This window comes from Microcoleus sp. MON1_C1 (assembly GCF_036701945.1).
Taxonomy (GTDB): Bacteria; Cyanobacteriota; Cyanobacteriia; order Cyanobacteriales; family Microcoleaceae; genus Microcoleus.
Genome location: NZ_JAUBRO010000063.1, coordinates 1 through 12,532, shown reverse-complemented (window position 1 = coordinate 12,532; position 12,532 = coordinate 1). Strand labels below are relative to the sequence as shown.

Genomic DNA, 12,532 nt, shown 5'->3' with positions numbered 1-12,532 from the left:
CAGAAGGAAGAGCGAAACAAAACTTAACATCTAAAAGCAGGGGCAATTCTGGAATTGCCCCTGCTTTTATTAAAATCAAACTTATCTAAATCCGACAGCCGCCTGCCAAACAAAAGCCAGCAGCAAGAAAAATACGGGAATGACCGGCAAAACATTAACCAAAGGCTCAAAAATCGAATAAGCTTCGGGCAGTTTTGCTAAGAGTAATGCAGCTTCCATGAATCAACCTACCTATCCAACAGAATTTTCATAATTGTCGCATATCTTTACCCAAGGCAATCACGATCGATCGACTCTCGGTGCGAGCCAGTGGGCAAACTCTTCAGTAAATCGATCGGCAAAAATCGCCTCCCGCATCCTCCCCGTAAAGCGAATCAACTCCGTGACATTGTGAATCGCTAGCAAAGTATACCCCAGCACTTCGTTAGCCCGCGCCAAATGGGCCAAATAAGCCCGACTGAATTTTTGGCAGGTATAACAAGGACAAGACTCATCCAGCGGCGCAAAATCCTCCCGGAACCGAGCATTTTTCAAACTCCAGCGTTCCCCACCCACAAAAGCCGTCCCGTGGCGGGCCAGCCGAGTCGGAATCACGCAGTCAAACATATCTACGCCACTCGCCACAGCCAACGCCATTTCCCGATAAGTCCCAATCCCCATCAAATAACGCGGTTTATTTGCCGGCAACAGGGGCGCAGTCACCTTCACAATCTCTGCGATCAAATCCCCCGATTCCCCCACACTAACGCCGCCGATGGCGTAGCCTGGTAAATCCAAATCTACCAACTGGTTCGCCGCGCGCGATCGCAAATCGGGGAAAACGCCCCCCTGGACGATGCCGAACAAAGCTTGATCCGGGCGCGAGTGAGCTTGAATGCAGCGTTGCAGCCAGCGGTAAGTGCGATTTGTCGCAGCCTCCACCTCTTCCCGCGTAGCGGGGTAAGGGGGACACTCGTCAAAGGCCATAATCACATCAGCGCCCAACTCATTCTGAATTTCGATCGATCGTTCCGGCGTCAAATTAATCATGCGGCCATCGCGGGGAGAGCGAAAAGTCACCCCATCATCAGTAATCTTCCGCATTTGGCTCAAGCTAAACACCTGAAAGCCACCCGAATCCGTCAGCATCGGGCCCGGCCAAGCCATAAATTTGTGCAATCCGCCCGCGCCTGCGACAATCGCTTCCCCCGGCTGCAAGTGCAAGTGATAAGTATTTGCCAAAACCATTTGAGAACCCGCCGCCTCAAGATGTGCCGGTGTCAAAGTTTTGACATTAGCCAGCGTCCCTACGGGCATAAATTTAGGCGTTTCCACCACACCGTGGGGAGTGGTAAAAACCCCTGCACGGGCTTGGGTATGGCTGCAATTAGCCTGACATTTAAAAGTAAATCTCGCGTTGTCTTCAGTCATTAGTCCCCGACGATCGTTAACCGCTACTCGGCCGTCCGTGTTATCTAATCTATTGTTGATGACATCGCGACAAAAAACTCATGACCCCGCCCAAAAACGGATACAAGTTTCCGACAATCGTCGTGGAGGGCAAAAAATTTTAGACCTTAGTTCTAACTCCCAGATTCAATGCTGCAAGTAAATCTAAAATCTAAAATCTAAAATCTAAAATCGACTGACTGACGATTAAAAGGGGGAATCATCTTCGTCCAAGTGCAGATCCCAGTTGCCTGAGAGTACCTGATCGACAACCGCATCCAAAGCCGCAGCATTTAAATTCCGGGCGAATTGCTCTTGCAAAGGATTGGAGAGGGGAATTAACCGCAACTGCCGTCCATCTTGAATCAGGTCAAAATAAGCACCATCTTCAGGGGACTGTTTAAGTTCCAGGTAATCAAAACTATACACGTTCAAATAAAGCGCATGATTGGCAATCAGGGTAGAACGGTCGGGGTTGGCGAAGACTTCGAGCACATAACCTTCCCCTTCGCTATAAATCTGACCATCTTGTATGTGAAGGTAGCGGACACGTCCTAAATCAAACAGCAATCTTTTGATATCGCGTTTGTTGACGACAATCCCTGTATCGATGATGCAAGGAGCAACTACCCTGTTATTCAATTGATCGTCACTCATGGAGTAAAAGCCTCTGTTGTAGTATTTTCCCGTCTTGATAATCAGGGAGTTAGCTAGAATTCTTGGGAAGGGAAACGCGGATCTTGAGTTTAGTCATTTTAGATAGGGAGCTTTGGGATCGCTGCCGACAGAGGTTTTCCGGGGAAAAGATCTCGGACAGGAGGAATGCTCGATCCAAAAAACTAGGGTGTTACAGTCCAATTCTGGCACACGCTAATCGATTGACAACTGCATACCAGATGAAAAATTTTCTATCTTATGGTGCATGATAAATGGGTTCGCTCTACGATCGACTTTTTCCGGAATCAAGGCGCTGCCATCGCAGCCGCAGTCGCTTTTTATACTTGTTTGCCGGTACCAGTGTCTTGGACTTTGGAGTTTCGGGGCATTGCCCGCTTGGCACCGGCGATCGGGCTTTTGATTGGGGGGATGCTGGGACTGGGGGATGTTGGGTTGCAGTTGTTGGGAATGCCTGCTCTGACTCGATCGGCCTTGGTGGTAGTCTTGGGCATCGCCGTGACTGGCGGGCTGCACCTAGACGGCGCAATGGACGCGGCGGACGGGCTGGCTGTACCCGACCCGGTACGCAGGCTGGAAGTCATGCGGGACAGCGTTACAGGGGCCTTTGGGGCGATGGCTGCGATCGCGATCGTACTGCTGAAAACTGCCGCTCTCTCAGACTTGAATAACTATCGGTGGCTGGCTTTGATGGGTGTGGCCGGTTGGGGAAGGTGGGCCCAACTGGTGGCGATCGCCCGCTATCCATATCTGCGGGCCGAGGGTAAGGGAGCTTTTCACAAGGAATCGATTTATTCTCCTTTTGATTTTATACCGGGAGTGCTGTTGCTGCTGAGTTTGAGCGTGGTGCAAGTTGTATTGGAGGGCGATCGGTGGCTGTTGGCGGCGGGGATGGCTTTGGGGGGAAGTGCGATCGGAATTTTTGCCGGAGCCTGGTTTAACCACCGTTTGGGCGGCCACACGGGCGATACTTACGGTGCTGTAGTCGAGTGGACGGAGGCTTTGTTGCTGTGTCTTTTGGCAGCTCTGGAAGGGTAAGTTATGCCATGTTGCCATAGTTTTAGTGAAGCTTTAGTCCTCAATTTACCAAATAACGACAGTTCTAGCAGGTGGAAATCCGCACTCAATAGCAATGGTTTTGCTCCTGTCTGCCTTCAAATGCCACCCTAGATTAGATAGAGCAAACCTCAAACTTTAAAGAAAGCTATGGGATACTTTATTGCTGCGATCGTCCTCGGAATGTTAATTTGGGCTGGGTTCGAGATCATCCAAACAATCCGCAATTGGGAAACGAATGCCCAAGAAACCACCAGCAAAATTCAAGCTGAAATGGTCCAAGAAACATATCGCGGTCAATTTGGTGCCGATGCGCTGGAGGGAGGGAGTCAGGCTGTCGGAAACGCACTCCACGCCAGCTACTGCGCCGCCGAAGCTGCAGCTTGCGAATCTGCTCCAAGTGCGATCGGTCATGTGGTAGAAGGCTTGTTGCACGTGCTACACCATTAATATCGTGTCTGCTAGCGTAAGTTGTGCAAGTGTTTTTGATGCTGTAGGGGCGGGTTTTACCAATAATCTTTGACGCACACAAACAATCTCCTAAACCCGCCCGCCAACAACTAATAACCTATATCAACCTTGACTTTGATCGAAGGGAAAAAATGTACATTGAGGTTTAGCGTTGAGAGAGAGGGGGCGGGTTTATGGGATTATTAGTTCTTGGCGTAGATGCTTGGTAAAACCAGCCCCTACCATCGCGCAACTTATACAAAAACCAACCAATCAAACATGATATAACAACAGAAAATGAATGGAAAATGCAACTGCAAATTTTCCCTTCATTCTCAATTTTTACGCTTTCGGCTCAACCCAAACCGTCATCCCCTCAACCCTCAAACCTTTGCCGCGAGTGCCGCAATATTGACCGTTAGCAGTAACAGGAGTATCACCTACATTCTGGATGTGAGCCGTATAAAATACGTCGTATTTATCAGCTTGCGGCCCTGTCAGGCGGGCGGCAAATCCCTCAATGCGCTTGGCTTTGCCCCGGAAACCGGCCAACTCCCCTTCCGAGATCCAAGCAGTATCGCCAACTCCTTCAACGTGAGCCATGTACTGCAAATTTAAACCGGGAACGGGAGGCTCTATTTTAATTTGAAATCCTTCCACGCGGCGGCCTTGAGCTTTAGTACCCGCATATTCTCGATCGCTAAAAGTTCGATCGCCAATTCCTTGAATATGCGCCAACACTTTTAAACCCACAGGCGCCACTGTTTGGGAACTTGCAGACTGCGCGATCCAAACTTTGATGCCCTCTATTCTCAAAGCTTTGCCGCGAGTGCCGCAATATTCGCCGTTGGAGGACACGTCGGTGTCGCCGATATTCTGAATGTGAGCGCTATAAAATACGTCGTACTTATCAGCTTGCGGCCCGCTCAACCGCACCGCAAATCCCTCAATTCGTTTCGCTTGACCCCGAAAACCTGCCAATTCTCCTTCGCTAAGCCAAGGAGTATCCCCAACACCTTCGACGTGAGCCATGTACTCGACATTTAAGCCGGGAATTGGCGGGTCGATATTAATCGCAAATCCTTCGACACGGCGCCCTTGAGCTTTAGTACCCGCGTATTCTTGAGCACCGAAAGTTCGATCGCCAATCCCCTGAATGTGCACCAAAACTTTGATTCCCAAACCGCCCTCTACTGCCACCGCTGGTTGAATGTTCCGGGGTGCCCCAAAAACAATGTTCCCAGAACCGGTTGTCGGGAGAGACTTAGGTACTTCCACGCTGGGAACAATAATTACCTCGTGCATGGGGGCAGAAGGTGCGGGGGATTCCAAAATCTGGATCTGTGGCGCAACTGTAACTTGTTTCGGTGCCACATTTCCTGACGGGATGACAATCACTTCTGGCAAAGGTTCGGCGCTGATTTTTTGTTCTGGCGCTGGTTTAAATGCGGGTTCGACTTTTGCAGGTGCTGCTTTTACCATCTCAGCAATGGTTAATTTGCCTCTGGAAATGGCTACGGCTATTTGTTTGCCAAAAGCGGCGCTGACTGTTTCTTCGAGAATTACCCACTGTTCGTCATCTAATTTGTCTTGCTGTTCCACCAGGGCGAGCACTGCTGAAACTGGGTGTTTGCCACTGACTAAGGATTCTGCGTCGGAATGCAGTTGAGTTGGGGTTGATTCGGAAATCGCGCGCTGCAGTTCGCGGGCTCTGGCATGAACTGATTGTAAGGGTGCGAAGTCGCTTTGTTCGCGGTGGGCGATCGCCAATACTCGATCGATCACTTTCAAAGCTGCGTCGCGAATTTCTGCTTTACCTTCGGAAGCTGCGGCAGTCTCGACTAAGTTTTGAATGTCTTTGAGGGAAGCAATTTCCCCCGGCGCGATCGCGGATTTGTTGAGTTCGAGAGCTTGTTTTTGGACTGCGGCAAAGTTGCGGCTGTAGGCTGCTACTTCCTGCAGCAAGCTGTCAGAGGGAGGAAGGCCGGAGTCTTGCAGTTGTTTTGCTGCTTGAGACAGGCGATCGGCCAAATTAGCATAAGTTTCCGATAGTCGGGCTATTTGTTGTAGCAAATCTTTATGAGCTAGTTCCATATGTCTTGCCGTAAATATTTAACTTGCTGATTATAGACGTTGAGCGTCTTCTGAAGGTAGAAGGCAGTAGTCATCAGTTATTAGTTGCAGGGAAAAAGAAAAATGCTCCCCCTCTCCGACTCCTCCACTCGGACACTCTCCGACTCCCCCACCCAGACACCCGGACACTCTCCGACTCCCCACTCGGACACTCCTCCTCTGGCATCCCCCGCGTGATCGCCATCACAACCGTGCAAATACTTAGTCACACTCTGCGACTCCGGCTGTCACGAGTGGCCCGTAACAATGTCACACCTATCGAGCAATAGCCGTCACTGCTGATTCTGTGAAAACAGTTGATACTGAGGCTTGAACCAATAAAATCCCGAAGTGTTATGGTACTAATTCGCGATCTCGCCCAGCAAGCTCTGGCTCTAGGCTATCTAACCCTTGAAGCCGAAAATCAACTGCGGGGGATGTTAACTACCACCAAGTATGACTTGGAAGACTTAAATGCTTTTATGGCTTTGCAACTAGCAGCGATGTCCGGAGGAGTGAAACAAGAGTCTCGCGAGCTGAGAAAATTTGAAATCTTTGGCGAGACGGCTTCCGAAACTTCCTGTTAGTAATTAGCGGGCTTTTGAGTAGTAAAAATTTAGTAAGGGACATTTCTACCGTGCAGATTCGTGAAGTTGTAAAACAAGCTATTGCCGCTGGCTATCTGAGTTTGGAAGCGGAAAATGAAATGCAGAAGGTTTTTTCCTCTGCCAAGTGTGATTTGGAAGATTTGAATGCTTTTATGAGCTTGCAATTAGCTGCGATGGCGGGTCGCGTGAGGCAAGAGTCTTTGGAATTGATGAAAATGCCAAATTTCCCGGATATAAATTAATTTTTTTATTCAGTCCTCGGGCGATATGAATATTAATTAATTTTTGTAGTTCATAAAGGCTGGTAAAATATAATTATATTGCTGATTTATATACTAATTAATTTAAAAAATATTGGTAGTTTGGTTCAATGGTTTTTGACCAAAGTAACTAAAATTGAAATAATAAATATTAAAATGAATATGTAAGTGGATAGTGAGGACTTCACTCGTCAAAGGTCAGGCTTGGATGACCCGACCTGTCAAGCTGTAGTCAAAGTGTTTGCTTCGTAAAAGTTGAGCATTATTCTTGAGATGTTATCTATTGTTAATACTCTATCAAATAAAGAAGATTTATCGAGCGCGCCAAGCAGAGATTTCAAGCGTTTTAGCCACTTTGTAGGGGTTGCATAATGGCGGGGTGATTTTGATTGTTTTTTTGTGGAATGGGCTCTCGTAGCCCGAAGGCGTGTATTTTCACCGCAGGCGGAACACCCCACAATATATTAGTGTCAACTTAAGCCTTTAGTCCGCCAGTCCTCCCGCTCACCCGCAGGGCGGTTTCATTCGACCTAGGGGCAATCCCCCCGTGGTTGCCCCCATGTCTGAAAAGCCTGTGAAATCGTCTGTGGGGGGGTAGGCATTCTTGGCACTACAAGAGTCAAAAGCCTGATTTTCGTGAGAATGAAACCGCCCTGCGCTCACCCGGAAGTCCGCCAGGGAATGAATTCCCTGTCTCATAGCTAAAGTCCTCTCAAAGAGGACTGAAGAACTCATTAGTCCTCATAGCGAGGACTTTCGCTTTGAGGCTCTTGTTTCAACCGCTGCCGAAATGAGGGTTTAACGTTAAGTTGACACCAATGCCCACAATAATCATCTTCAAATTGTGTAACGCCCCTTTTTCAGCATCTGGACAGGTATGGCTGGGATGAGGGCAAACAATTTACGATCAAGGATTAACTGGACTTGGTATGAAACAGCTAATATTATTTCCCCTCCATCGACGGCAATAAAATTAGTAGGGAGTGAGGACTTTAACCCTCATAAAACTCGCTCGTACTTCCGTCGTCACTACAAACGTTATAACAATTATAATACCCTATTTTATATCATAACTGAGACTATTTCCCACGAGTCCGACGCTCTAACTCTTTAATTACTCTCAGAACAAACAGCGACATTAAAGCGCCAATTAATGCCAGTTGCCACAACCCGCATCCGGCCGCAGTTCCTAAAGCTGCTGACACCCAAATAGCGGCGGCAGAGGTGAGTCCGTGAACTTCAACTTTGCCTATTTCCTGTTGATTTTGCCGCAGGATTTCTCCGCCTCCCAAAAACCCAATCCCGGCAGCAATGCCTTGAATTACGCGCGCTACAGCATCTCCTCCGTTTTCATTTTTACCCATTGCCAGCGGCATTAAAACAAACAGTGCAGAACCCATACTTACTAGCATATGAGTTCTCAATCCCGCTGGTTTGTGTCTGAGTTGGCGCTCCCATCCAATAATTCCGCCAACAAACATGGCTAGGCACAACCTTAATAGTATGCCTAGCCAATTATCGGGAGACAACAAGTTAGCGATCGACAATGTTTTACTGCAAATAATTAATCCGAAGATTCCAATATTAGCGGAGTACGATATCCGATCGCAATGTCACTGCCAAATCTTGTTCCGGGCGAATCACGAGCACGTCAACGCTGCGCCGTCCCAACAATACTCCAGCTATAGCGCCGATCCCAGCGCCTCCCAATACTTCTTCCGTGGCGATGGCTTTGTCACCGGTAATGCCTGCTAGTGCTGCTGCTGCTGCTGCACCCAATGCTGCACCTTGCGCTAATGAACCTGTGCCAGCACCTTTTTGGACTCTTTCGCTTCGGGTAATAATTCCCGAATAGCCATCAATCCGATAGCGTTGGCGGCGGCTGATAATTAACTCTCTGGCAACAAATTGAGTACCGATTTGATTGCCTCTTCTGACAGGTTGCAGTGTCCCGACTATCTGGCTGCCTCCGGGGATTAATACTCTGCCTTGAGGTGTGCGGATGTCTCGCGCCACTGTTAAAGTTAAAGGTGCAGTTTCTTCGCGGGTGACAACTATTTTGTCTTTTTCATAGCTAACTGGAATTACACTGCCCGACGGAATTCGGATGCTATCAAATTGTGAAATTCGTTGTTGGGCTTCTGCGGGAGTAGCTACCACCAGCGGCGCGCTGGTTCCAACTGTAATGCCCAGTGCGAGGATCGCTGCTGTTGCTGAACGCCATTTTTGAGAAGTAATCATATAAATTGTCTCCTTGCTGCGGTTTTTGTTTACTTAGGAACGCAATACTGCTAAATTTGTTTCTTGTTTCGCATTCATCTGATGTTGTGATTATGGCAGGCTGGAATTCTACAAGTTGGGAAGATAAGGTAGATAATCGAAACTTTTAAAATTTGGAAAGAGCGAGAAAATGGGCAAGATTGGGAAGATAAGGAGGATAAAGGAGAGATTTCGATTCATCGTCCCCCTTAGCCTCTAATTAGTTAAGGTGAAATTCCCGCACGAAGGCTGGGATCACCCGGTTAATTGTTGAGAGCGTTTAAAGCTAACAATCCAGCACCGAAAGCTGGTTCGTATCGGGGCGAGATAACCTTAGCCTTTGGGGCGATCGCACTTATGGCCGCTTCAAACCGACCTCGGCAATTTGCCTCGCCGCCCCACACACCTCCTACGATCACAATTTCAAATTCTTCTGTTTGGTTAAATAGCGCTGAAATGGCTATTTTTGTTGCATAGGTTAATTCTGCCACAGCATTATTGATAATGCTGTCAGCGACGCGATCGCCCTCTGCTGCTGCTCCCTCGACAATCGGCGCTAAAGCTGCAATTTCTTTGACTCCCCAACCGCGCCCGTAAACGACTTCTACCAATTCTTCTAGGTTATTGAGGCCTAAATGCTTTTGAAATTTTTCCGCAAGCACGGTAAAATCTTCGCGTCCGTCATAGAACTTCAAAGCAGCTTGCAAACCCTGAAGGGCGATGTTATATCCGCTGCCTTCATCGCCTAAAATATATCCCCAACCGCCGACTCGTTTAGTTTTTCCTTGACGGTTTTGCCCGAAAACAATCGAACCGGTTCCTGAAATAACGGCGATACCCACTGGATGGCCTGTACCGCCAGCAAGTGCGATCGCGCAGTCGCTGGAAATTACTATATTCCTGGGCAGGAACGATCGGGTTACTGGTAAAGTATTCGTCAACTGCAAGTTCTGCACTACAAATTGCACTATTTCACGATCTTTTGGACGCCCGACGCCTGCTAGTCCCAGACCAATTGCTTCTATGTTGAGATTGCCTACAGCCTCGACCTGAGCGGACAGAACTGCTCGTTCGATCGCCAATTGAATGGATTGTTTGGCTGTCTCAATTCCCAGGGTTTGATAATTTGACGGCCCTGCTTCCCCCCGTCCTAAAACAAGGTGGTTGTCATCCATTAAAAGGCAGATAGTTTTAGTGCCGCCGCCGTCGATGCCGAATACGTAGCTCATGAATAACTTAGAGAATAATAGAGCAACCCAGATTAACAGAGATATGTCTATTCTACGCTTTGTACAATCCGATTAAATCGACAGAGCAATGCTAATAATAATTAAACCTAATAATGCTAACCAAACCAGATGGCGCTGACACCAATTTTTGATCGCTTGCAGCCCGTCGCCGCTGCTGTAAGAGATCGTCTGTGGCACAAGTGGCTCAGCTCGATCGTGATAAAGCGTGCATTCTTTGGCAAAGGGACGCTGCGGGTAGTTGCAAGTGTCGTCTTCGTGATAAATACAGTTAGTGCACAGAAATTCTTCGGGTTTCGATCGATAAAGAGGGATACCCGGATGACCGAAAGCTTTGAGAGGGATTTTGCAGTGCGGACAGGCGAGCGCTCGGGCGTCTACAGGTTGGTGACAGCGGGGGCAATCAGGCATAGACAGCAGGGTTATGGGGTAAGGTGGTGGGTAGGCTCATTAGGGGGTTTTCCGAACGCCGATTAGCGCGATCGGCTCGCCATCAGGCGGCTGGATGCTCCAAAATAGAAAGGTAGGTGTGCGCTGATGTAACTTTAAGTTTACAGAGGGTTTCGCAGCGACAGCAGGCTACCTGAGCCGATCGGGTATGAAAGGGCAAACATTAGGAAAAATCTATGGATAACAATAGCAACTTACTCAAACAACTGGTAATGCTGGGCATTGGTACTACCTCCCTGGTAGCCGAGAAATTACAGGAAGCTAGCGAGCAATGGGTCAAAGATGGCAAAATCAATCCCGAGCAAGCCAAAACCTTTGTCGATGACATGACGGAGCAGCTCAAGTCTGAGCAGGGCAATTGGGATACGCAGTTGCAGCGGCAATTGCGGAATATTCTCCAAGATATGGGAGTCCCCCGACAGTCCGAAATGGATGAGTTGCGCGGAAGGCTCGATCGTTTGGAACGTCAGATGCGGGATTTAGAAAACCGTAACTGGCGCTGAGTTCGATCCTCTTCGAGGGCTTCGCTAACGCCCGCCAGGAGTTCGCTGTTATCTTGTGATAAGATTGTCACCCGAAGCCAGAAGGCTAAAAAAGGCACTCATGTAGAAGCCATTTATGTAGAATTACAAACATTCTGACTTCATAGTTTTGCCTTGAAAATTATCTGGTATCTGCCGTTTTTTGGTGGAAAAGTTCAGATAAAATTTTCTATTTCTTGTTGTTGTAGATGTCTTAGATATCTAAGATATCGCGGTTAAAAGTATCAGGAGGATTAATTTTGCGAGGAGTTCTAGTCAGCTTGGGGGTAATGCTGGTTTGCTTTTTGTTTTTGATAGTCGCTCAAATGGGCGGTTCTGGGTCCCAAGCAGTTGCAGCCGAATTGAACAATCTTTTACCCGAGACTGCTATTGAGAAGTTGTCAGCGCAGTCTTTGAATGAGAATAGCTTGCTAGTAGCGGATGCTACTTTACCGAAGGTACCAGCTACTATCGCTGGCAATAACATGACTGATAATACTGAGAAAACTGTCACCACCGATTCCGGTCTGAAATATGTTGAATTGAAAGAGGGTAATGGGGCGACTCCAAAAACCGGGCAGACGGTTGTCGTGCACTACACTGGAACTTTGGAGGATGGCACGAAGTTTGACAGTTCTCGCGATCGCAATTCTCCTTTTCAGTTCAAAATTGGCGTAGGTCAAGTAATTAAGGGTTGGGATGAAGGTGTCGGTACGATGAAAGTTGGAGACCGCCGCAAGTTGATTATTCCCCCTGAACTCGGTTACGGTGCTCGCGGTGCGGGCGGGGTGATTCCTCCTAATGCTACGCTGATTTTTGATGTGGAATTGTTGAAAATCGCTGGCTAGGTAGCTCAATCTAATTCAACGTAAAACTTTTACGGTGTTTAGAAACCCGGTTTTTTTTAAGAAACCGGGTTTCTGTGTAATAAGCTGTTCCGCATTTAAGTTGTATTTTTCAGGCGGGCGAGACGCCCACCCCACAATAATTTCATCAAAGTTGACTGTAAAATTTAGCTGCACCTGGGCTTATCAAGTCTGGTAAATTAACCACAATATTGGTAGTGGCAGGTTTCACCAACAATCTTCCATTCACCTCGACAATATCTATAAACCCGCCCCCCACTTGAGCGACAAAATGTTATATCATTTCCGGTTATACCAATTTCCTAAAGTTCTGCTACAGATATTGCCTCTAAAATGAATTGCCATCCCGTCAAAGAAGCAATGACTTCATTCGTCAACTTGTTTAACTCTTTTTGCACGGCTGCTCTCAACTCTTCTATTTGGTCAAATCTCAACCATTTTAATTGTTCTTTTACATACCCCCACAGTCTTTCTATTGGATTTACTTCCGGACTGTAGCCTGGCTGAAAGAGCAAAATTACATTTTCGGGTATGCTCAGATTTAAGGAGTTATGAAACCCTCCGTTATCTACTTGTATGATATGTAAATCCCGAGGATAC

At 47.7% G+C, this 12,532-nt stretch carries 16 protein-coding genes; 6 read left to right on the top strand and 10 right to left on the bottom strand.

Annotation, left to right across the window (positions count from 1 at the left end; translation table 11 throughout):
- Positions 1–81: 81 nt before the first annotated feature.
- The 3 genes from QUA62_RS25575 to QUA62_RS25565 all read right to left on the bottom strand — a co-directional run bounded on the left by QUA62_RS25575 (position 82) and on the right by QUA62_RS25565 (position 2,085).
- The gene (locus QUA62_RS25575) at positions 82–219 is read right to left on the bottom strand and encodes a photosystem II reaction center protein K (protein ID WP_006634808.1); all 138 of its coding nucleotides are present in this window, start codon (positions 217–219) and stop codon (positions 82–84) included.
- 60 nt (positions 220–279) lie between these two features.
- Entirely contained in the window at positions 280–1,410 is a 1,131-nt protein-coding gene (gene tgt / locus QUA62_RS25570) for a tRNA guanosine(34) transglycosylase Tgt (protein ID WP_333289593.1), read from the bottom strand.
- A 225-nt stretch (positions 1,411–1,635) separates the two neighbouring features.
- Entirely contained in the window at positions 1,636–2,085 is a 450-nt protein-coding gene (locus QUA62_RS25565; RefSeq protein WP_333289595.1) for a hypothetical protein, read from the bottom strand.
- A 258-nt stretch (positions 2,086–2,343) separates the two neighbouring features.
- On the opposite strand from QUA62_RS25565, the gene cobS reads away from it, so the two are divergent.
- Together cobS and QUA62_RS25555 are read left to right on the top strand one after the other, a co-directional pair.
- Complete coding sequence (gene cobS, locus QUA62_RS25560; protein ID WP_190662160.1) at positions 2,344–3,141, top strand: adenosylcobinamide-GDP ribazoletransferase; 798 nt, start codon at positions 2,344–2,346, stop codon at positions 3,139–3,141.
- A 168-nt stretch (positions 3,142–3,309) separates the two neighbouring features.
- Positions 3,310–3,609, top strand: a complete 300-nt coding sequence (locus tag QUA62_RS25555) for a hypothetical protein (protein ID WP_333407554.1) — start codon at positions 3,310–3,312, stop codon at positions 3,607–3,609.
- 342 nt (positions 3,610–3,951) lie between these two features.
- Here the strand turns inward: QUA62_RS25555 and QUA62_RS25550 are convergent, their stop codons facing one another.
- Complete coding sequence (locus QUA62_RS25550; RefSeq protein ID WP_333407553.1) at positions 3,952–5,703, bottom strand: hypothetical protein; 1,752 nt, start codon at positions 5,701–5,703, stop codon at positions 3,952–3,954.
- Between the two features lie 374 nt (positions 5,704–6,077).
- On the opposite strand from QUA62_RS25550, the gene QUA62_RS25545 reads away from it, so the two are divergent.
- Both QUA62_RS25545 and QUA62_RS25540 read left to right on the top strand, forming a co-directional pair.
- On the top strand, positions 6,078–6,308 hold the full coding sequence (locus tag QUA62_RS25545) for a hypothetical protein (protein WP_333407552.1): 231 nt from the start codon (positions 6,078–6,080) through the stop codon (positions 6,306–6,308).
- Positions 6,309–6,358: 50 nt separating this feature from the next.
- Positions 6,359–6,571, top strand: a complete 213-nt coding sequence (locus QUA62_RS25540) for a hypothetical protein (RefSeq protein ID WP_333407551.1) — start codon at positions 6,359–6,361, stop codon at positions 6,569–6,571.
- 522 nt (positions 6,572–7,093) lie between these two features.
- On the opposite strand, the gene QUA62_RS25535 is transcribed toward QUA62_RS25540, so the two are convergent.
- The 5 genes from QUA62_RS25535 to QUA62_RS25515 all read right to left on the bottom strand — a co-directional run bounded on the left by QUA62_RS25535 (position 7,094) and on the right by QUA62_RS25515 (position 10,506).
- Positions 7,094–7,324: a hypothetical protein gene (locus QUA62_RS25535; RefSeq protein ID WP_333407550.1), complete on the bottom strand. Its 231-nt coding sequence runs from the start codon at positions 7,322–7,324 to the stop codon at positions 7,094–7,096.
- Between the two features lie 344 nt (positions 7,325–7,668).
- A complete protein-coding gene (locus QUA62_RS25530) occupies positions 7,669–8,070 on the bottom strand; it encodes an MgtC/SapB family protein (RefSeq protein WP_333407549.1) in 402 nt (133 codons plus the stop codon).
- Between the two features lie 103 nt (positions 8,071–8,173).
- Positions 8,174–8,830 (bottom strand): hypothetical protein, encoded by a 657-nt coding sequence (locus QUA62_RS25525; RefSeq protein ID WP_190662148.1) that lies wholly within the window; start codon positions 8,828–8,830, stop codon positions 8,174–8,176.
- A gap of 281 nt (positions 8,831–9,111) precedes the next feature.
- The gene (locus QUA62_RS25520) at positions 9,112–10,077 is read right to left on the bottom strand and encodes a BadF/BadG/BcrA/BcrD ATPase family protein (protein WP_333407548.1); all 966 of its coding nucleotides are present in this window, start codon (positions 10,075–10,077) and stop codon (positions 9,112–9,114) included.
- Between the two features lie 72 nt (positions 10,078–10,149).
- Positions 10,150–10,506, bottom strand: coding sequence for a zinc ribbon domain-containing protein (locus tag QUA62_RS25515; RefSeq protein WP_333407547.1), 357 nt, complete (start codon positions 10,504–10,506; stop codon positions 10,150–10,152).
- A gap of 215 nt (positions 10,507–10,721) precedes the next feature.
- On the opposite strand from QUA62_RS25515, the gene QUA62_RS25510 reads away from it, so the two are divergent.
- The gene (locus QUA62_RS25510) at positions 10,722–11,048 is read left to right on the top strand and encodes a phasin family protein (RefSeq protein ID WP_190662145.1); all 327 of its coding nucleotides are present in this window, start codon (positions 10,722–10,724) and stop codon (positions 11,046–11,048) included.
- 278 nt (positions 11,049–11,326) lie between these two features.
- Positions 11,327–11,914 carry an FKBP-type peptidyl-prolyl cis-trans isomerase gene (locus QUA62_RS25505; protein ID WP_333217491.1) on the top strand — a complete coding sequence of 196 codons (588 nt, stop codon included), beginning with the start codon at positions 11,327–11,329 and terminating at the stop codon, positions 11,912–11,914.
- Between the two features lie 320 nt (positions 11,915–12,234).
- Here the strand turns inward: QUA62_RS25505 and QUA62_RS25500 are convergent.
- Positions 12,235–12,532 (bottom strand): transposase (locus QUA62_RS25500; RefSeq protein ID WP_333407546.1); only part of this gene is annotated, 298 nt, incomplete at its 5' end.

Excerpts from the sequence above, each read along its gene's own strand:
- QUA62_RS25515 (WP_333407547.1), bottom strand. The coding sequence starts at position 10,506 with ATGCCTGATTGCCCCCGCTGTCACCAACCTGTAGACGCCCGAGCGCTC.
- QUA62_RS25545 (WP_333407552.1), top strand. The coding sequence starts at position 6,078 with ATGGTACTAATTCGCGATCTCGCCCAGCAAGCTCTGGCTCTAGGCTAT.
- QUA62_RS25535 (WP_333407550.1), bottom strand. The coding sequence starts at position 7,324 with ATGAGTTCTTCAGTCCTCTTTGAGAGGACTTTAGCTATGAGACAGGGA.
- tgt (WP_333289593.1), bottom strand. The coding sequence starts at position 1,410 with ATGACTGAAGACAACGCGAGATTTACTTTTAAATGTCAGGCTAATTGC.
- QUA62_RS25575 (WP_006634808.1), bottom strand. The coding sequence starts at position 219 with ATGGAAGCTGCATTACTCTTAGCAAAACTGCCCGAAGCTTATTCGATT.
- QUA62_RS25550 (WP_333407553.1), bottom strand. The coding sequence starts at position 5,703 with ATGGAACTAGCTCATAAAGATTTGCTACAACAAATAGCCCGACTATCG.
- QUA62_RS25565 (WP_333289595.1), bottom strand. The coding sequence starts at position 2,085 with ATGAGTGACGATCAATTGAATAACAGGGTAGTTGCTCCTTGCATCATC.
- QUA62_RS25510 (WP_190662145.1), top strand. The coding sequence starts at position 10,722 with ATGGATAACAATAGCAACTTACTCAAACAACTGGTAATGCTGGGCATT.
- QUA62_RS25555 (WP_333407554.1), top strand. The coding sequence starts at position 3,310 with ATGGGATACTTTATTGCTGCGATCGTCCTCGGAATGTTAATTTGGGCT.
- QUA62_RS25520 (WP_333407548.1), bottom strand. The coding sequence starts at position 10,077 with ATGAGCTACGTATTCGGCATCGACGGCGGCGGCACTAAAACTATCTGC.
- QUA62_RS25525 (WP_190662148.1), bottom strand. The coding sequence starts at position 8,830 with ATGATTACTTCTCAAAAATGGCGTTCAGCAACAGCAGCGATCCTCGCA.
- cobS (WP_190662160.1), top strand. The coding sequence starts at position 2,344 with ATGGTGCATGATAAATGGGTTCGCTCTACGATCGACTTTTTCCGGAAT.
- QUA62_RS25530 (WP_333407549.1), bottom strand. The coding sequence starts at position 8,070 with ATGTTTGTTGGCGGAATTATTGGATGGGAGCGCCAACTCAGACACAAA.